Source organism: Pedobacter roseus, from assembly GCF_014395225.1.
Taxonomy (GTDB): domain Bacteria; phylum Bacteroidota; class Bacteroidia; order Sphingobacteriales; family Sphingobacteriaceae; genus Pedobacter; species Pedobacter roseus.
The window spans coordinates 1311976-1332574 of sequence record NZ_CP060723.1; the positions used below are offsets into that span (position 1 = coordinate 1311976).

The 20599-nt window shown below is 38.9% G+C and carries 12 protein-coding genes; 10 read left to right on the forward strand and 2 right to left on the reverse strand.

Features of this window, described 5'->3' with window-relative positions; translation table 11 throughout:
• Nucleotides 1–147 precede the first annotated feature (147 nt).
• From H9L23_RS05965 to H9L23_RS05980, 4 genes are all read left to right on the forward strand, one after another.
• Nucleotides 148–753 carry a TetR/AcrR family transcriptional regulator gene (locus H9L23_RS05965; RefSeq protein ID WP_187594103.1) on the forward strand — a complete coding sequence of 202 codons (606 nt, stop codon included), beginning with the start codon at nucleotides 148–150 and terminating at the stop codon, nucleotides 751–753.
• A 138-nt stretch (nucleotides 754–891) separates the two neighbouring features.
• Nucleotides 892–2028, forward strand: coding sequence for an efflux RND transporter periplasmic adaptor subunit (locus H9L23_RS05970; RefSeq protein ID WP_246474862.1), 1137 nt, complete (start codon nucleotides 892–894; stop codon nucleotides 2026–2028).
• A gap of 24 nt (nucleotides 2029–2052) precedes the next feature.
• A complete protein-coding gene (locus H9L23_RS05975) occupies nucleotides 2053–5256 on the forward strand; it encodes an efflux RND transporter permease subunit (protein ID WP_187594105.1) in 3204 nt (1067 codons plus the stop codon).
• Nucleotides 5243–6649 carry a TolC family protein gene (locus H9L23_RS05980; RefSeq protein WP_187594106.1) on the forward strand — a complete coding sequence of 469 codons (1407 nt, stop codon included), beginning with the start codon at nucleotides 5243–5245 and terminating at the stop codon, nucleotides 6647–6649. The genes H9L23_RS05975 and H9L23_RS05980 overlap by 14 nt, the downstream gene beginning before the upstream one ends.
• Before the next feature lie 1421 nt (nucleotides 6650–8070).
• Here H9L23_RS05980 and H9L23_RS05985 read toward each other — a convergent pair.
• Complete coding sequence (locus tag H9L23_RS05985) at nucleotides 8071–8640, reverse strand: hypothetical protein (protein ID WP_187594107.1); 570 nt, start codon at nucleotides 8638–8640, stop codon at nucleotides 8071–8073.
• 1145 nt (nucleotides 8641–9785) lie between these two features.
• Here H9L23_RS05985 and H9L23_RS05990 point away from each other — a divergent pair.
• Nucleotides 9786–10235, forward strand: coding sequence for a hypothetical protein (locus H9L23_RS05990; protein WP_187594108.1), 450 nt, complete (start codon nucleotides 9786–9788; stop codon nucleotides 10233–10235).
• Nucleotides 10236–10279: 44 nt separating this feature from the next.
• Here H9L23_RS05990 and H9L23_RS05995 read toward each other — a convergent pair whose 3' ends face one another.
• Nucleotides 10280–11026, reverse strand: a complete 747-nt coding sequence (locus H9L23_RS05995; RefSeq protein ID WP_187594109.1) for a hypothetical protein — start codon at nucleotides 11024–11026, stop codon at nucleotides 10280–10282.
• Between the two features lie 331 nt (nucleotides 11027–11357).
• Between H9L23_RS05995 and H9L23_RS06000 the strand changes: the two genes are divergently transcribed.
• From H9L23_RS06000 to H9L23_RS06020, 5 genes are all read left to right on the forward strand, one after another.
• Nucleotides 11358–11567: a hypothetical protein gene (locus tag H9L23_RS06000; RefSeq protein WP_187594110.1), complete on the forward strand. Its 210-nt coding sequence runs from the start codon at nucleotides 11358–11360 to the stop codon at nucleotides 11565–11567.
• Between the two features lie 141 nt (nucleotides 11568–11708).
• The gene (locus H9L23_RS06005) at nucleotides 11709–14528 is read left to right on the forward strand and encodes a type I restriction endonuclease subunit R (RefSeq protein WP_187594111.1); all 2820 of its coding nucleotides are present in this window, start codon (nucleotides 11709–11711) and stop codon (nucleotides 14526–14528) included.
• Entirely contained in the window at nucleotides 14528–16450 is a 1923-nt protein-coding gene (locus tag H9L23_RS06010; RefSeq protein WP_187594112.1) for a restriction endonuclease subunit S, read from the forward strand. Before H9L23_RS06005 ends, H9L23_RS06010 begins: the two co-directional genes overlap by 1 nt.
• 7 nt (nucleotides 16451–16457) lie before the next feature.
• Nucleotides 16458–18287, forward strand: a complete 1830-nt coding sequence (locus H9L23_RS06015) for a DUF262 domain-containing protein (protein ID WP_187594113.1) — start codon at nucleotides 16458–16460, stop codon at nucleotides 18285–18287.
• Nucleotides 18284–20599: a DUF262 domain-containing protein gene (locus tag H9L23_RS06020; protein WP_187594114.1), complete on the forward strand. Its 2316-nt coding sequence runs from the start codon at nucleotides 18284–18286 to the stop codon at nucleotides 20597–20599. The genes H9L23_RS06015 and H9L23_RS06020 overlap by 4 nt, the downstream gene beginning before the upstream one ends.

Genomic DNA, 20599 nt, shown 5'->3' on the forward strand with positions numbered 1-20599 from the left:
TAAAAGCCTTTTAAATGCTTTAATCGTTGATTATCAGCTGTAAAACTAGGTAATAAAATGTTTATGACAAATGAATGATTGTGAATTCTGGAATTGGTTCTACATTTGCTTAACGGTGTTAGATTATTTACACCTAATATTCCAGTCATGGGAAGTAAAGAAAGAATTCTACGTTTAAAAGATGAAACCAGAACAAAAATTCTGGATGCTGCCTTGAACATTGTTCAAACAGAAGGCTGGCAGGCATTGAGTATGCGTAAAATTGCCGACCAGATTGAATATACTGCACCAATTATTTACGAATATTTTTCCAACAAAGACGGCATCTTACTGGAACTCACCAGAAGAGGGTATTTAATGTTGGCCAAAGATATCCGCGAAGCCAGGGATAAACACGAATCTCCTGAAGATAAAATGGAAGCCATGTGGATTGCCTACTGGAACTTCGCCTTTGCCCACAAAGAATTTTATCAGTTGATGTATGGCGTGGATATGGTTTGCTGTACCGTTAAAAATTCAATGCCCGAAGCCGAAAATGTAGGCGGTATGTTGGGTGATGTAATTGAATCTTTATTCGAAAAGAAGCCAGTGTCTGAAGATGATATCTGCATGAAGTATTACACTTATTGGTCGATCATCCATGGCTTGATTTCCATCAACCTTGTTCGACCTAACGGAAGAACAACCGACGAACTAAACCAGCAAATTTTAAAAGATGCCATCAAAGGCATTACATTATCTATTAATAGTTAGCATATTTTTTTTAAACGATAATTTAACACTGTTAGATTATTTATACACTATAATCCAATTAAATTTAATTATATGAAATCTCTACATCGCTTGTACCCGTTACTTAACACCGTTAAATGGTTTAATGGTATTAATTCAATGTTAACAATTTCTCTTCTATCCATAGTTTTAGTAAGCTGTAAGTCGTCTCCTGATCAATCAGCAGCGGCGCCGCCACCACCAGTATTGCCTGTAAGCGCAATTAACTCAAGCACAGAAACTACCTATATCGAATATCCGGCCTCTATTCAGGGCGCTGTTGATATCGATGTCCGTCCGCAGGTGAGCGGTTATTTACAAAGTGTGCTGGTTAACGAAGGCGCTTATGTAACAGCTGGCCAAACCTTATTCAAAATTAATGAAAACCCTTTCCGTGAGGCATTAAACAACGCTAAAGCGAGTTTACATGCTGCAGAAGCTGCTATCTTAAATGCGCAGTTAGAAGTGGATAAGTTAACACCACTTGTACAGAATAAGGTAGTTTCAGATATCCAGTTAAAAACGGCCAAAACAGCTTATAAAATAGCACAGGCAAATGCCGAGCAGGCTAAAGCAAGTGTGGCTTCGGCACAGATCAACTTAGGTTATACCAATGTTAAGGCTACGGTAAGCGGTTATATTGGTCGTATCCCTAAGAAACAGGGAAGTTTGGTTTCGCCAACTGATCAAATTGCATTAACGCAGTTATCTGATATCCATGAAGTACACGTTTACTTCGCACTTGCGGAAAACGACTTCAACAATTTTAATGTAAACTATCCGGGTAAAAGTCCTGCCGACAGGATTAAACATTTACCTGCAGTAGAACTTTTATTGTCTGACAACACTGTTTACCCAATTAAAGGTAAAATCGACATGATTGATGGCCAGTTTGATAAAAACACGGGTGCCATCACCTTAAGAGCAAGTTTTCCTAATGCGAGTGGTGTATTGCGCTCGGGTAATACCGGAAAAATCCGCCTGGGCCTGCAACATGATGATGCCATCCTGGTACCTCAATCGGCAACGGTAGAAATGCAGGATAAAGTATTTGTATTTACCGTAGGCGACAGCAGCAAGGTTAAAAAACAAGCCATTACCATTGTGGGTAAAGCGGGCGAAAATTACCTGGTTAATGCCGGGGTAAAAGCTGGCGACCAGATTGTGTTAAGCGGCATTGATAAATTACAGGAGGGCATGGTAATCCAGCCTCAAAAAGCAGCAGATAAAGTAGCTGTTGCAAAATCAAAAAAATAACAAACCATTAAAGTTTAAGCAATCATGTTTCAGAAATTTATAGACAGGCCTGTACTTTCGACTGTTATTTCCATCTTATTGGTAATAGTTGGTATACTGGGCTTAACAAAGTTGCCCTTAGAGCGCTTTCCAAATATCGCCCCTCCGTCGGTATTGGTAACTGCTGTATACCCAGGGGCCAATGCCGAAACGATTTTACGTTCGGTAACCCCTTCATTGGAGGAAGCCATTAATGGTGTGGAGAACATGACTTACATGACCTCCAGCGCCAGTAACGATGGTACCTTAGCCATTACGGTTTATTTTCAACAAGGTACCAACCCCGATCAGGCAGCTGTTAACGTGCAAAACCGTGTTTCGCAGGCCACCAGTCAATTGCCTGCAGAGGTTGTACAATATGGTATCACCACCACTAAACAGCAAAACAGTTTTATTGGTGCTATTGGTGTTTACTCTGAAGATCCTAAAAAATACGATGCTGTTTTTGTAAACAACTACGCACAAATCAATATTATTCCCGAACTTAAACGTATCCCGGGTGTAGGTTCTGCCAGTGTATTTGGTGGTATTAAAGATTATTCGATGCGTATCTGGTTAAATCCAAGTCAGTTGGCCACTTACAAAATTACCCCTAATGAAGTGATCACTGCCATTCAGGATAAGAACCTGGAAGCAGCACCGGGTAGGGTTGGAGAACGTAGTAATGAGGCTTTTGAATACATTATTAAATATAAAGGTAAACTTACCAAACCAGAAGAATATCAAAATATTGCGATCCGTTCTAATTCAGATGGTTCTATCTTACGTTTAAAAGATGTGGCCCGTGTAGAATTGGGTGCTTATAGCTATGGTAGTGTTAACCGTTTAAACGGACATGATGGTATTACCATTGGAGTGATCCAGTTATCAGGCTCAAATGCCAACGAAATCCAGATTGCCATTGATAAACTATTGGCGAAACTATCAAAAGATTTCCCTGCAGGTATCAAGTACAATCAGTTTTACCGTACCAAAACCGATCTTGATGAATCCATCAATCAGGTGGAGCACACTTTAATCGAGGCGTTCTTACTGGTATTTATCGTAGTATTTATCTTCCTTCAGGATTTCAGGTCTACTTTAATCCCGGCTATTGCGGTTCCGGTGGCAATTATCGGTACCTTCTTTTTCATGCAGTTGTTCGGTTTCTCTGTTAACCTTTTAACCCTGTTCGCGCTTGTACTGGCCATTGGTATTGTGGTGGATGATGCGATTGTGGTGGTGGAAGCGGTGCATGCCAAAATGGAGGAAAATCCTTCACTTAGTCCGAAAGCAGCAACTACCCAGGCGATGAGCGAAATTACCGGGGCCATTATATCCATTACACTGGTGATGGCGGCGGTATTTTTACCGGTTGGTTTTATGACCGGCTCAACAGGTATATTTTACAAACAGTTCGCTTTAACCATGGCTATTGCCATCATTATTTCAGCTGTTAATGCCTTAACTTTAAGTCCGGCATTGGCGGCCTTATTCTTAAAGAATAAACATGCTGAGGGTGCGCACGGACACAAGGCCCCTAAAAAAGGATTTGTAGATAAGTTTTATGCGGGCTTTAACGGTGGTTTCAATTACATGACCAACCGTTATATCGGTGGCTTAAAAGTGCTTATCCGTAATAAATGGATCAGCATGGCAGGACTGGCATTAGTTGTTGCGGTTACCATTCTTCTGGTAAGCCGGACAAAAACTGGCTTTATTCCAACAGAGGATCAGGGTTTTGTGGCCATTGCGGTTGCGAGTCCATCGGGAACCTCATTGGCCAATACCAATAAAATGTTGGAACAGGCAGAAAAAGAGTTGAGGGCGATGCCATCAGCAAGATTTGTGATGTCGCTGGCAGGCTATAACTTCTTAACGGCTTCTAACAGTCCATCAGCAGGACAGATTTTCTTATTGTTAAAACCAAACGACGAAAGGGGAGCGGTTAAAAATATCGATGAAATCCAGAATATCGTAAGGGCTAAAATGGCAGCCATATCTGCCGGTACCTTCTTTGTATTCAGTTTTCCAACCGTTCCGGGTTTCAGTAATGTGGAAGCGATGAACGTGATGTTACAGGATAAAACCAACGGCAGACTGGATAAATTTAGTGGTGTAGCGAATAACTTCATCGGTAAGTTAATGGCGAAACCAGCTATTGCCTATGCTTTTACTTCTTATAAAGCAGATTATCCGCAGTTACAATTAGATGTTAACGACGAAAAGGCTGATCAGTTAGGCGTAAGCAAAAAAGATATCTTACAAACCATGCAGACTTATTTTGGTACGGCACAGGCCTCAGATTTTAACCGCTTTGGTAAATACTACCGTGTTGTGGTTCAGGCTGATGTTGCCGACAGAACCGACCCTGCCAGTATCGACCGTGTGTTTGTGAAAAACAAAGCAGGCGAAAGTGTGCCTATCAGTACCCTGGTTAAATTAACCCGTGTGTATGGTTCGGAAACGGCTTCGCGTTATAACCTGTTTAACTCTATCGAGGTAAATGCAATCCCTAAACCAGGTTTCAGTTCTGGTGATGCGATTAAAGCCATTGAAGAAACGGCTAAAGAACAATTGCCAACGGGTTATGCATACGAATTCTCGGGACAAACACGTGAGGAGATTTCTTCAGGCGGACAATCAACGGTGATATTCCTGCTTTGTTTAGTGTTTGTGTACTTCTTGTTATCGGCACAGTATGAAAGTTATATCCTGCCATTGGCGGTAATCCTTTCCATCCCTACAGGTATATTCGGTGTGTTTGTGGTATTGGGTTTAACCGGTATCGAAAACAACATTTATGTACAGGTAGCACTGATTATGCTAATCGGTTTGCTGGCTAAAAACGCCATCCTGATTGTAGAGTTTGCAGTGCAGCGACGAAAGGCAGGACTAAGTTTGGTTGATTCGGCTATTGAAGCCGCCAGATTAAGGATCAGACCAATCATTATGACTTCACTTGCCTTTGTATTCGGTTTATTCCCGATGAGTATTGCAACTGGTCCATCTGCACAGGGTAACCACTCCATCAGTATTGGTGCGGCAGGCGGTATGGTATCGGGTGTAGTTTTAGGTTTATTCATCATTCCGGTACTTTTTGTCATCTTCCAGGCTTTACAGGAAAAAATATCAAAAAAATCATCAAATGAGGTTGTTCAACACCATGAAGAACCTGTTAATAATCATGTAGTTTATGAAACGGTTTAATATAGTTACCATCCTGCTCCTTGCTTTGGTTTGGAGCGGATGTTCGGTTTCGAAAGATACAGCCTTGCCTAATGTTGTGCCAGGTTTATTCAGAAACACCACACCACGCGATTCTTCGAGTATTGGCACCATGCCACTGAAGAGTTTTATTAACGACCTTACTGTTCAGAATTTAATTGATACGGCACTGGTTAAAAATTACGATATGCAAATTGCATTGAAAAATATCGATGCAGCGGAAGTATTGTTCAAACAATCAAAACTGGGTTATTTACCTGAATTGAAATTGCAGGTAGCGGCAAGTACCAGCCGTCCAAGTGATAACAGTTTAAATGGTTTAAGCCTGAACCAGTTTACCGGTTCAACACACATCGAAGATTACAGTGCTAACCTGGGTGTGTTTTGGGAAGCCGATATCTGGGGCAAAATCCGTAATCAAAAAGCTGGCGCTTTAGCCAGTTTTTTGCAGACTGAGGAGGCACGTAAAGCCGTTCAAACGCGTTTGGTTGCCAATGTTGCACAAGGTTATTACAACCTGCTGATGCTTGATGCGCAACTAGAAATTGCCAAAAAGAACTTAAAGCTAAACGATAGTACGTTAAGGATTATCAATTTACAGTTTGATGCAGGTCAGGTAACTTCGTTAGCCATTCAGCAGGCACAGGCACAGCAGTTAAATGCGGCACAGCTGATCCCACGTTTGGAACAAAATGTAACGTTACAGGAAAATGCTTTAAGTGTATTGATCGGCACTTTGCCAAAATCAATCAACCGGGAGAGCCGTTTGGATAAAATGGTGATTCCGCAGGATTTAAACGCAGGTTTTCCTTCGGCAATGTTAAGCCGCAGACCGGATATTAAAAGTGCAGAACTGGCTTTAACGGTAGCGAATGCAAAGGTTGGCGTAGCGAAAGCGAGTTTATATCCTTCGTTAGTGATTACCGCTAGCGGTGGCGTGAACTCTTTTAAAGCAAGCAACTGGTTTAATGTACCGGCATCTTTATTCGGCCTGGTTTCGGGTGGGATTACACAACCTATTTTTCAACGTGGACAGTTAAAGAGCAATTTAGAACTGGCTAAGATTGATCGCGAAAAAACAGTAATTCAGTTCCGTCAGTCGGTATTGAACGCGGTTGGCGAAGTTTCTGATGAGTTAACGAAGGTAGAGAAGTTAAAAGCACAATATAGCATTGCTGAACAAAGAACACAGACTTTACAGCTGGCTTCGAAAAATGCAAGTTTGTTGTTTAAAAGTGGGATGGCGAACTACCTGGAGGTAATTACGGCTCAAGGCAATTTATTGCAAAGTGAACTGGAATTAGCTTCGATTAAAACAGAGCAGTTAAATGCTGTGGTAGGCTTGTACCGCTCGTTAGGCGGCGGCTGGAATTAATTTGCAAAAACCTATAAGGTTTGTAAAAGGCTTTATAGGTTTGTGTATAAATTTGGCACTAAGGACGCGAGGTTCTTGGTGCTTTTTTGTGGTTAATAAAATGTTTTTATGGCACTCGCTATCTAGTGCGATCGTCATCCGATAGCTATCGGATCCCGCGCAGGCGGGAATCTTAATGCTATTGCTCGATCCGGCCTCGCTCTTTTTTGTCATCCTGAGGTACGAAGGATCTCCAAGTGTTTAGCTTTTGCTCTGTTTACTCACAAGCTAATGAGTTTCCCTTCGCTCTGGCTTGCCTCGGTTCGCCGCCACCGAGGGGCTCTTACCTTTTTCTTGATAAAAAGGTAACCAAAAATCAAGGCTTGGATCTGATGTCGGATAAATTCGTCAAAGCTTTTTGGTCGTCAGCACAAGCCCCCGATGAAAAATCGGGGAGGGCGTGCTGCCTCGGGGCAATGGTAAGATGAAAGGAGGTGCAAAAGCTTTAACGTTTTCTCCTTCCATCATTTCCGAGGCCGGTAGCAGGGATCAGATAGCGTGATGCATAGGGATAATTCCTAATGCTGTCGTCATCCGATAGCTATCGGATCCCGCGCAGGCGGGAATCTTAATGCTATCGCCATGCTGATATCCCTTTTTATTTTGTCCTCCGCTCAGGCTTGCCTCGGTTCGCCGCTACCGAGGGGCTCTTTCTTTATCCTTGATGATAAAGAAACAAACAATCAAGGCTTGCGTCGTTTTTTATCTGATAATGTTGTTTTTATAGGTATAAAAGATTGCTACGCAATTCCTTGTAAAAAGCTACGAAAATCTTGATTGCGGCAGCATCGAGGCTCTTACCCTTGCTTATCCCACCGCTCCCGCTTGATCCTGCCTTAGGTTGTGGGGTTATTAGGGGATCTGCAAAGATTTTTGTGCTTTTTCCGGCGGAAATCTGCGAGGCCGGTAGCAGGGATCAGATAGCGTGATGCATATTGCAGGGTGCGGTAATTGTTTTTCAAGTCCTTTCCCTTCCAGGGGAAAGGTGCCGACAGGCGGATAGAGCGTTAATGCGCTCGCTATAATACGGTCGTCATCCGATAGCTATTGGATGCAAGGCTGGGTTTGAGCGAGCCAGCCTGTACCGATTTGAGGGTAAAGCAATCTTTATAGAAAGGCTTGGGAGTATTTTGCCACCAAGTCACAAAGACACTAAGAATGCCAGGATTAGCTGGGTTTTCTTAGTGTTTTTGTGTTTACAAAGGGTTTTGGAAAGCAGTTTTTGTGCTCATCGGTTCCGATAGTCCCGCTTTTCTTTCTGCTCCCGGTAGAAAAAACCGGAAGCATCCATCCAATCGGGTTTAGTTTAGCTGGGTCGGTGCTTTAAAACATTACCATTAGCTATAGGAGTGCGCATAATTCTTGGTGGCTAAAAACAAATATTACTTTCTTTTGGATAAACCGAATGAATATCGAAACCCGGCGGTAAAACTGGTATTATTTGCGCCAGACCCTTTGGCAAATATTTCGATGTTATCGCCTTTTCTCAACGGAATCTGATAACCCAATCCGTAGGCCTGGTAAAACCCGTTCGTAGCATAGGTACCATGATTATAACTGCTTCCTGAGCTGGTGTATGGGAAATTAGTGGTTTGATATTCTTCCTGATAACCCAATTCGGCAGAGAGATAAAAACGGCCAATGTAGTATTTTGCACCTGCATATAATGCATTTTGTAAAGTCTTGATATTTTTGGCTTGTGTTATACTACCATCCGAATTGATATACCCAATTTCGGGGTTATTCTTTTGAATGTATCCGAGGTTCATCGCTGCGGTAAAACCCCAGTGTTTGTTTAAGCGAAATTCGTAACCTACTTCTCCGCCAAATACAGGTGCTTTAAGTGTTGAGTTGTAACCTGCAAAGGGTGCAATGTGGATACTATGCCTGATTAAACCAGTAGTATCCTGAGCCCGAATGGTTTTAATGCCTAAAAATCCGATTAGTAGCATTAGTGTTAATGTTTTAGTTTTCATGAACTAAAAATGCAGTAGATAAATGTGGTATCAATTTTAATTAACGATCTTTAACCTGCTTTACAATATTTAACTTAAAATGTGTTAAAGGCTGTTAATTGTTGTGGTGTTTTTTAACTTTTTTGTTTTGGAAATTTGCCATGGCGATAGCAGGGAACAGAGGGATTGCCCGCGTTATTTCTATCAAGATAAATCGTCATTTCGATCCGATAGCTATCGGATCCTGCGCAGGCGGGAACCTTCTATTGCTCGATCCGGCCTAGCTCTTTTCTGTCATCCTGAGGTACGAAGGATCTCCAAGTGTTTAGCTTTTGCTCTGTTTACTCACAAGCTAATGAGTTTCCCTCCGCTCTGGCTTGCCTCGGTTCGCCGCCACCGAGGGGCTCTTTCTTTATCCTTGATGATAAAGAAACAAACAATCAAGGCTTGGATCTGATGTCGGATAAATTCGTCAAAGCTTATTGGTCGCCAGCACAAGCCCCGATGAAAAATCGGGGAGGGCGTGCTGCCTCGGGGCAGTGGTAAGATGAAAGGAGGTGCAAAAGCTTTAACGTTTTCTCCTTCCATCATTTCCGAGGCCGATAGCAGGGAGTATAGGTATATTACGCGTAGTTTCTACATCGATCAATTCGTCATTTAGACTAGAGCGCAGTCCCGAACCTTCGGGAGAGAAATCTATTAACTTTCATTACTAATGAAAATCTCTATCGGCTCATTGCCGCCGGGGGCTAGTCCTTTTTCCTTGATGAAAAAGGGACCAAAAAATCAAGGCTTGCATCCTTCCTTGTAAAAAGCTACGGAAATCTTGATTGCGGCAGCATCGAGGCTCTTACCCTTGCTTATCCCACCGCTCCCGCTTGATCCTGCCTTAGGTTGTGGGGTTATTAGGGGATCTGCAAAGATTTTCGTGCTTTTTCCGGCGGAAATCTGCGAGGCCGGATAGCAGGGAGCAGAGGGATTATTCGCGTCATTTCAACTGCGATCAATTTGTCATTTCGATCCGATAGCCATCGGATCCTGCGCAGGCGGGAAACATGAAATGCTCAGCGAAGCTGATTTTAATACTTTCTGTATTGTTATAAAATCAAATATGTTTGAATGTGATGGTTCTATACTTACACATGACAGTATATAGGTTAATACGTGCGTATGATAGTTTGATGCATGCGTATGCTAGTTTGATGCGTGCGCATGCTAGTTTGATGCGTGCGTATGTTAGTTTGATGCGTGCGTATGCTAGTTTGATGCGTGCGTATGCTAGTTTGATGCGTGCGTATGCTAGTTTGATGCGTGCGTGTGTTAGTTTGATGCGTGCGCATGCTAGTTTGATGCGTGCGCATGCTAGTTTGATGCGTGCGTATGTTAGTTTGATGCGTGCGTATGCTAGTTTGATGCGTGCGTATGCTAGTTTGATACGTGCGGGTGCTAGTTTGATGCGTGCGTATGTTAGTTTGATGCGTGCGTGTGCTGGTTTGATGCGTGCAAGCCTTAGTTTACCAGTTGGCAGTGCTCTATGGGCAATTGCCCTAAAAGAAAAACAGCAACCGATTTTTATCTCTGTTGCTGTTTAAATGATGATTGGGGTTGGGATGATTTTTTTCATTGTAATAATGGTTTAAGTTTTTACGGTTCTAAACTTAACGCCCGAAATTTGCCTGTACTCGGGGCTGCCTGCGCCGAAGAGGGATTTTACATAGTTTTTTGAATCTAAGGCCAATGCAACTATACCTGTTTCGGGGTCGTAGAGGGTTTTGTTGCGATTAAGACGGGCAGTACTCAACTCAGCTGTTTTGGCTACTACATCACGGTTTTTCTGCAATAAATCGTTGTATAAAGCCGTGAGGGTGGGCAGCTGCAGCTCGGTTTCGTTTGGCGCATACGATGGAATGGTGGCCAATACTTTAAGCTGCTTATCGAAAGTGTCGATCTGGTTATCGTAGCTGAGCTGTGCAGATGATACCTGGTTAACAACAGTGCCACTTGCGGCCAGCTTTTGTTTTTCTTCTTCACTTAACCTGGCCGATGCCCTTTGTCCCTGCATCCTGCGGTTTTGGGTGATGGCATTATCTATCACCTGTTGCGGTACATCACTGGCTTTTACCGCATTAAGAATCCGGGTGCTCAGCTTTTTTAAAGGTTCAAATGCACGATCGCGCAGGGCAATGGCATCGCTGTTTTTTGCTGAAAAATCGTTTACCTGTCCGATAGTCGTCCGCGCTGCAACTGCTTTTTCAGCCAAGCTGCTCAACTGGATTTTTTTATTGCTGGGGTTGTACACAGCGCCATAACCGGTTATAATGGTGGTCATGGATTCGAAATTGACCACGTTCTTGTCGTGGCCGCCGTCATTGTTTTTTGACATAACATGTTTTTTTAAGGTTAATAAAATTGTTAGTTAACATTAAGTTAGAATTTATTTTTTACAACTTAAAAGGGTGAGGTGGATTTTTTTTAAGCAGGGGGTATTGGTTAATGTGATCAGGCTTAGTAATTTAACCACAGATGGACACGGATAAACACAGATTTGAATATGGCATCAATGGTTTATTCTTTCTCTCCTGAAAATCGGCACAATTGCTGGTTAATTTTCTTTGGCTTAACTGAAGTGAATAATATGGAGGATGGGGGAAACCGTAAGGAATGGTGAGTTGAATTGCGGAGGTTTGTTGAATTAAAATTTAAAACCAAATCTTATGGCCAGTTACAGATTAAATTTGAACCAACAAGCCAATGGCGATTACGAGGTTCACGAAGCGGGATGTAGGTATTATCCCGAACAAAATTACGATTACTTAGGGGTATTTAGTTCTTGCGGGCCAGCAGTTGCTGAGGCGAAAAGGAAGCAACCTTACAAGAAAATTAATGGTTGTGTACATTGTTCTAAACCTTGCCATACCAGTTAATTTCTTAAGCCTTCTATTTAAATTTTTGTATAGCTCCTTTGTAATGAAGGAGCTTTCTTTTATCTGTTATTAGGCCAATTTCACCATTTGTAGCAAGTAATTAAATTATTAACTTGCGGGAATCAAATCTTACTACTTTGAATGATTAACGAACTCAATCAAAACCCTGAACAACAAGCTCGTGATAAAATCGATGCTATGCTCCGGTTAGCAGGTTGGCATGTGCAATCTAAAAATGATATCGATTTTAGTGTTGGATTGGGGGTAGCTGTTCGAGAATACCAAACAAGCGTTGGTCCGGCCGATTATGTACTTTTTGTCAATCAAAAGCCTTTGGGATTAATAGAGGCAAAAAAAGAAAATGAAGGTCATCGGCTCACTGTAGTTGAAGAACAATCAAAAGAATATGCAAGTGCTGCACTTAAGTTTTTTAAAAACACAGAAGGATTAAAATACATTTACGAAAGCACGGGTGTTGTTACCCGATTTACAGATTACACCGACCCCAAACCAAGAGGAAGAAACGTTTTTAGTTTTCATAAACCGGAGACTTTATTGGAATGGTTTAAGCGGGAAAAAAGTTTAAGAGGAAGATTTGCAGATTATCCAGTATTGGATGAAACGAATTTACGTCCGGCGCAGATTATTGCCATTAATAATTTGGAAAAATCTTTTAAAGGTAACCGGCCAAAAGCGCTGATTCAAATGGCGACGGGTGCGGGTAAAACTTTTACTGCAGCTACTTTTATTTACCGTTTGCTGAAATTTGCAAAAGCTAAACGCATTTTGTTTTTAGTCGATACCAAAAACTTAGGTGAACAGGCTGAGCAGGAGTTCCGAGCCTATCAACCGCAGGATGATAACCGCAAGTTTACAGAGCTGTACAATGTGCAACGATTAACTTCCAGTTATATCGCCGATGAAAGTCAGGTGTGTATTTCTACCATTCAGCGGATGTATTCTATTTTGCAGGGTGAAGAAATGGACGAAGATGCAGATGTAGTTAACCCTAATGAGAATTCAGGCTGGATAGAAAAACAATTGGCAAAAAAAGAAGCTATACCTGTAGCTTATAACCCAAAAGTTTCCATAGAGCAATTTGATTTTATCATTATTGATGAATGCCATCGCTCCATTTACAATCTTTGGAAACAGGTTTTAGATTATTACGATGCTTTTCTGGTGGGTTTAACGGCTACGCCTGACAAAAGAACTTTTGGTTTCTTTAATCAAAACGTGGTAAGTGAATATACTTATGAAGCATCAGTTATTGATGGGGTGAATGTTCCTTATGATGTTTACTTAATTGAAACTGATATTTCCACAAAAGGTGCGTTGATAGAAAAAGGTTGGTTTGTAGATAGACGAGATAAACTTTCGAGAGCCAAACGCTGGCAACAGGAAGATGAAGATACCGCTTATCTTCGCAATGACCTAGATAAAAAAGTGGTTAACATCAGCCAGATCAGAACGATTATTACCGCTTATAAAGAAGCGTTAAGAAAAGAGATTTTCCCCAATCGTTTTGATGAAAATGGTGAATATGAAGTGCCTAAAACTTTGGTCTTTGCCAAAACCGACAGCCATGCCGATGACATCATCAACATCATCAGGGAAGTTTTTGATGAAGGAAATGACTTCTGTAAAAAGGTAACGTATAAAATAGAAGAAGACCCAAAATCGGTGCTGAACCGTTTTAGAAACGACTACTATCCGCGTATTGCCGTAACGGTAGATATGATTGCCACCGGAACCGATGTAAAACCTTTGGAGGTATTATTGTTTATGCGTGATGTGAGAAGCATCAATTATTTTGAACAAATGAAAGGACGTGGTACCCGTACCATTTCTGCCGATAAATTAAAATTAGTCACTAAGACTGCCGATGCGAAAACACACTTCGTGATTGTAGATGCGGTGGGTGCCACCAAATCTAAAAAGACCGATAGCCGACCGCTGGAACGACAGCCAACCATTCCGTTGAAAGATTTGTTGCAGGCCGTAACCATGGGGGTGCAGGAAGAAGATGTGTATCTTTCTTTGGCTAACCGACTCATCCGTCTGGAAAAACAATTAACCGATGCGGAAAAAGAGAAAATACAGGAACTGGCAAAAGGCAAAAGCTTAAAGCAGATGACCCGTGAATTGATTGAGGCTTTTGATGCCGATGTGATTGCGGATAAAGCAATAGCCATCATTGCACAAATCCCGATTGATGAACGTACGCCTGCAAAAGAAGAACAAGCGAGAGCCGAAGCGCAGGAAGCTTTACTGAAAACAGCATCATTAACTTTTAATGGAAAACTGAACGACTATATCGATAATGTGCGCAAACAGCACGACCAGATTATTGACCATATTAATCTGGATGAAGTCACGAAAGCAGAATGGGACACGGAATCTGTAGATAAAGCCAAAGCCTTAATTAACGATTTTGGCGAGTACCTGAAAGCCAATAAAGACGAGATACAAGCGCTGAGTATTTTCTACGACCAGCCATATAATCGCCGCAACATTACTTTTAAAATGATAAAAGAAGTAATGGATAAACTGAAACTGGAAAAACCACTTTTGGCTCCGGCTCACGTTTGGAGTGCTTATGCAGGTATAGAAGAAGTGAAAAGCGATTGCCCGAAAGATGAACTGACGGCATTGGTTTCTTTGATTAGAAAAGTGTGTGGTATAGATGAAGAATTGAAACCTTTTGATAAAACCATTGACGAGAATTTTAAGCGTTGGATTTTTGCACAAAATGCAGGACAGCACAACCGCTTTAGCACCGAGCAAATGGAATGGCTGCGAATGATTAAAGACCATATTGTAAGTTCGTACCATATTGAACTGGACGATTTAGATTATAACCCGTTTGACAGCAAAGGCGGAAGAGGAAAGATGTACCAATTATTTGGTAACGAAATGGATAGTATTATTAACGAATTAAATGAAGCATTAGCTGCATAATGAGAGAAGATTGGATAGAATGTAAATTGGGAGAAATTCTTACAGTAAGCAGTGGAAAAGGATTGTCAGCAAGCAAAATGGAAGCTGGCAAATTTCCGGTTTATGGAGGTAATGGAATTAGTGGTTATCATTCTCATTTTTTATTTGAAGATATAAAATTAATAATTGGTAGAGTTGGTGCAAAGTGTGGTGTTGTGCACATAACGCAAACAAATTCGTGGGTTACTGATAATGCTTTGGTAGTAAATTTTAAATTTAAAATCCCTAATTTAAAATTTTTCAAATTACTTCTTGAAATTGAAAATCTTAATAAGCTATCCAATTCAACAGCACAACCCGTTATTTCAGGAGCAAAAATTTATGAATATGATATTCTGCTTCCATCCCTGCCCGAACAACGAGCCATTGTTAAAAAATTAGAAAGTTTATTTAGCAGTTTAGATGCCGGTGTTGCCGATTTAAAAAAAGCACAACAGCAATTAAAAATTTACAGGCAAGCGGTTTTGAAAAAGGCTTTTGAAGGGGAGTTAACAAACCTTAAGATTGAAAATTTAGTACCAATAGGACAGAGAGTAATTGTCAATCCAAGACCACCAAAAGAAGGTTTTGACGATGATATTGAATGTCAGTTCGTTCCAATGAAGCTTGTTGAAGCACTCATTAACAAAATACATCTTGAAGAAACAGCAGTGTTTAGTACACTTAAAGGGAAAAGTTATACTTATTTTGAAACAGGCGATGTAATTTTTGCAAAAGTTACACCTTGTATGGAAAATGGTAAAATTGCAGTTGCAAAAGATTTAAAAAACGGGGTTGCATTAGGTTCATCAGAATTTCACGTATTTCGCTGTAATGAAGAGTTGCTTAATGAATACTTATTTTATTTCATAATACAAGATAAATTTAGGTCTGAGGCCGAAAGAGCAATGACAGGCGCTGTAGGTTTACGACGAGTACCCAAGAAATTTATTGAAGATTATTTGATTCCATTGCCAGCAATTAAAGAACAAAAAGAAATTGTCAAACAAATCGAATCCCGCTTATCCGTTTGTGATTTTATTCAACAAAACATAAAAGAAGGTTTAAAAAAAGCAGAAGCTTTGCGTCAAAGCATTCTTAAAAAAGCATTTGAAGGTAATTTGTTAACCGCACAAGAATTGGCAGCATGCAAACAAGCTGCAGATTATGAGCCTGCAGGTGTATTACTGGAGCGGATAAAAGCGCAACAGAACAAAGCAACAGCTAAACCAAGCAAAAAGAAAGTGGCTCAACCTTCAGTTGTGGCTAAAACAGAAACTCCGGTTGCAAAAATATCAGCAGACATTCACGCTGGCTTAATTGTCAAAGTGATTAAAATTCACGAAGAAAATCCTACATCAATAGACAACTTAAGTCACATTAAATGCGAGAAGATTGCCCATTTGGTTGAATACCATTTGCAAATTCCATTGGGAAGACAACCTGTAAAAGATGCTGCGGGTCCAGATGACTATCCACATTTGAAGAAAATAGAACATCGGGCAAAAATGGCTAATTATTTTGCTGTCCAAAAGAAAGATATTGGCTATTCTTATTCATCAGCAAAAAACTCAGATAAAGCAATTGAGAAAATCCAGTCCTCAATTTCATTTAAAAAGAATAAACAGTTGGATGATTTAATTGCTTTATTCCTAAACTTTGATTTAGAAGTCTCAGAAATTATTGCCACCACTTACGCAGGATGGAATAATTTGATTCTTACTGGAAATGCAAATCCATCAGATGAGGAAATCGTTTATGAATCAAGAGAGAACTGGTCTGAACGAAAGTTGAAGATTGCAAGGGAACGTTTTTTCAAGGCGATTGAATGGCTGCGTAAAAATGAAATAGTACCAACAGGTTATGGAGATGTAGTTCCTTTTCCGAAAAAGAAGAAGTCTTAAAATATCAATGAAAGAATTTATTTACGCTCTCGAAGATTTGTTTATTGCAGACAAATTATTAAACGATTTACAGGCTGACCATTATTATATCGCAGCCTATCAAAGAGGTTACAAGTGGAAATCGTTTGGACCTAATGACCAAGTGCCATTGTTTTTAACAGATATTTATGAAGCATTTATAGTAGACACTTCTGAATATTATCTACAATATATTACAGTAAAAAAAAATGATGAGCATAAGAATTGGTTGGAGGTAATAGACGGGCAACAGCGTTTAACTACTATCAGCTTGCTTTTTTACAGCTTTGCTACACATTTCGGTTTTGAAAACATTACAAAAAACAAAGTGCAGTATGAGCGATATCAGAATAGGGCTATTTTCGATGAAGTTATTGCTTATGATAAAGAAGACGCAGAAATAGCTAAATTATTAACACGTCATCAAGACCTTTATTACATCTATCATGCTAAAGTTTGCATCGCTTCTTTTTTAGAATTATTAGCCGCGGACGAGGCAAAATCATTTTACGATTATTGTAGGCAAAAGGTTAAAATCATTATTAATCTGGAAGATGAAATGACTGCAGCCGAAGAAATATTTTCTAACCTGAACGATAACAAAGTAGACCTTACCAATTATTACCTAATTAAAGGTTTGCTGTTTACGAAATCTACTCGGCCAGAACATCAAAAAAAGCTATTTAATGAAATCCAGGAGCAAAGAAATCGCATTGCTCGTAATTGGGACGAAATAGACAATTGGCTCCACGATGAGGTACAAAATCAATTGTTTTTTAATAAATACATCACCATTGGCAATGAAAAAAATATTGGGATTAACTCCTTATTAAATGCTTTAAAACCAGTTGCCACAGATAGTTTACAAAACATTCCCTTACTTAGCACGTTTATAGAAATTTTAAAATTGGGTGATACTAGTGCAATTGTAGACGATTATAAATTATTTAATTGCTATAACGATAATTTAAAAACCCAAGCGAAGGCGGAAGCTCAACTAGCAAATATACATCAGACCAGTAAGCGTTTAAAAAATTGGTTCTCAGATAATGAAATACATAACTTAATAGGGTATTACATTTATACCAATGGTAAATTAGATGAGATATTGCATTTAGGCAGCAGTGATTTGAAGAAAAGTCTCTATCAGCATTTAAATAAAACTTTACAGTTTAAAGGGAGGACGATAAAAGAACTTAACTATACTGAGGATAGACCATTATTGAATGTTATTTTTTTGGCTTTGAATGTATTTGCTCTTAAAAATGACATTGACAATGTAGTTATCGATTTCACTCACCGATTTGATTTCCATACTTATAGAAATAATGATTGGAGTATTGAGCATATTTACCCTCAACATCCAGATTGCTCTTTAAAAGACTATGAGGAATATTACGATTGGTTTTTAGATAAAGTTGAGCGTAAAGAGGAGCATTTTAACGAACAGTTAATTGAGAAGGTAAAGCAAAACCAGCAGGTTAATGAAGAAGAACTTGAAGCTTTGGCAAACAAAGGTTTTGATGAGCACCAGTTAGGCAATTTAGCTTTATTACAGTCTGGAAATAATAGTGCTCTAAAAAACTACATTTTCCCCAAAAAACGGAAGATCCTACTTAACCTAATTACTAAAGGTGCTTTTGTGCCACAACACACTATAAATACGGTTTCCAAATTACTGAATAACGTATCTGTGGGTGGCGAAGGTTTAGGCTTTAGCCAAAAGTTAACAGAATGGGAAGAAGCTGATATTGCAGCAAATAGCTCATGGATAGTCAGCACATACAACCATCTTATCACCATACTTGCAACTAAATGAAAACTGGAAAATATAGTTTAAGGGATTTGTTAACGCACAATGAAATTGACCAGATGGTAATACCCGAACTGCAAAGGGATTATGTTTGGACTACTAATGAAGTTGGCAAAGTTTGGAACAGCTTTTATGCAAAGTTTAAAGCAGTAAGCAATACTTCTTTAAGTATTTTAGAAAACAATGTACCCATTGGCAGCTCATCTGTGGTTACTTATTTGGAAAAAACATATCGTGTTTTAACACATAAAACTAAAATGGGTTTTGTATATGCTTATCATGATAAGGAGATGCCAGGTAAATTCTTCTTGATAGATGGGCAGCAAAGGCTAACTACATTTTATCTTGTATTACTTGCAATTTATGTTAAAATTGGAGAGGCAGATAAGTTTAGGAAAAACTATTACAGCAACGGGCTACCAAAAATAGATTATAAGGTTCGAGAGTCCGCTTATGAATTTCTTCGTTTATTTTTAGATGAAACTTTGGAAATCAAAGATTTTGAAGTAAATAAAAACTTCTTTAATACCGACTATAATAATGATACTACTGTAAGAAATCTTATACAGAATTATCGTTTTATATCTTTTAAACTAAAAGAAATTGAGAAGGAAAATCTTATGGGTTTATTAGACTATATTGAAAATTATATTGAATTCAATTATTTTGATACGAAATTAAGTGAGCAAGGCGAAAGTTTGTATCTGTATATGAATAGCCGTGGTTTTCATTTATCGCATCAAGAAAAGTTACGAGCTAACCTCATTGAGAAATGTAATAGAGAAGATAAGAAGGCGGCAGGTAAACTATGGGAAGAATGGCAAGATTTCTTTTTTGAACACAAATACAATAACGAAAATGCGGATATTGGGTTTGAGAATTTTCTTTATTATTCTTCTATCTTAAAGCAACAATTTCGAGGAAAACTATCCAAAGAAATTCTAGAGGATTTTAAAGAATTAAAAGAATTTCAAATACAATATTTGGATATTGAGTTCTTAAAACGATCGTTTTTTTCATTAAAAGCAATATTATTTTGGGTTGATGGAGAAAAAATTTATGTAGATGATTATTTTAGTAAAGGCGATAAAAAACATCTTTTTAGATATTTGACAGTTTGGTATTATCATTTGAAGTTTTCTATTACAGGGATTGCCGATGATGATCTAAATCAATTCAGGCTATTTACTTTAAATTTTTCTCATAGTAGAGAAGTGCAAAACGAGCCAACGGCATGGTTGATCGAGCAACTAAGATATATAGATCAGCTTCAATCATCATCTCTAATTGAATCAGTTTTTGTTGATGATAAGATTTTTGATCAACACGATTTTGATAAAATAGGACTAATTGGCAAAAATAAATCTTTCTATCACTTTATTCATCATTTATGTTTTGATTATAAAATACAGGAACTGCTGGAAGGTAGGACAGACATTCTATTTAAATTGGCAGATTTAACGTTGGTCGACAATTTTGACAATTGCAAAAGTCTAAAAGTAATTGAAATTCTTAAAGAGATTTTCTTTGTGGTTAACGAAGGCGAATTAAATTTAAATTTAAGAAGTAAGCTTTTAAGAAAATACGTTTTAAGCTATTTTGATTATGGAGATCATTCTGGGTATAGTTATGGAAGAATGAAAATTAATTTGATAAGTGATAATCGGTCATGGCTAAATAGAGTAATTAATAAAGATAGGTTTAAGACAATTATTGATGAGTGGTTGAGCAATGAGAATTATACATTATCAAATCAGTTTAAACAGCGTAAAGAATTATTTAAGGATGAATTTGATTGGAGATATTATTTTGTTAATTATAAGAACGTTCTTGAACATACCAATGAAAATTATTTTGTTGGAAATGGAGAGCTAGCAGATACAATCTTGATGAATAAAACTAAACAATCAACGTTAGATTGCTATTTGCCTATTTGCCTTTTAAAAAATTTAGATTTAGATGGTATCAAATTTAAACAACATCTTTTAGAAACTGCTTATTTGGATTTGGTGGTAGCTGAAAATGAAGTTGTTGAGGCTTTTTGGCCGAAGCCACGATTGGGCCTGGATTTAATTTATAAAACAAAGGGACAGTGGCATCTAGATGTTTTTTATAAAGATTGTGAAATAGATAGCATGCTCAATGGCTCAACGCTTGTAGGCTTTGAACTGCAGGAAAATGGAAGATGGCGGAATAAATTTTTCTTTAAGCATAGCGATCGTATTTCATTGAAAGAAAGTCTAACTACATTAGTATCGGTAGTTCGAAAAATAGTTACGGAGTTAAAAGTTAATGGTTTAATACCCACAAAAGTATAA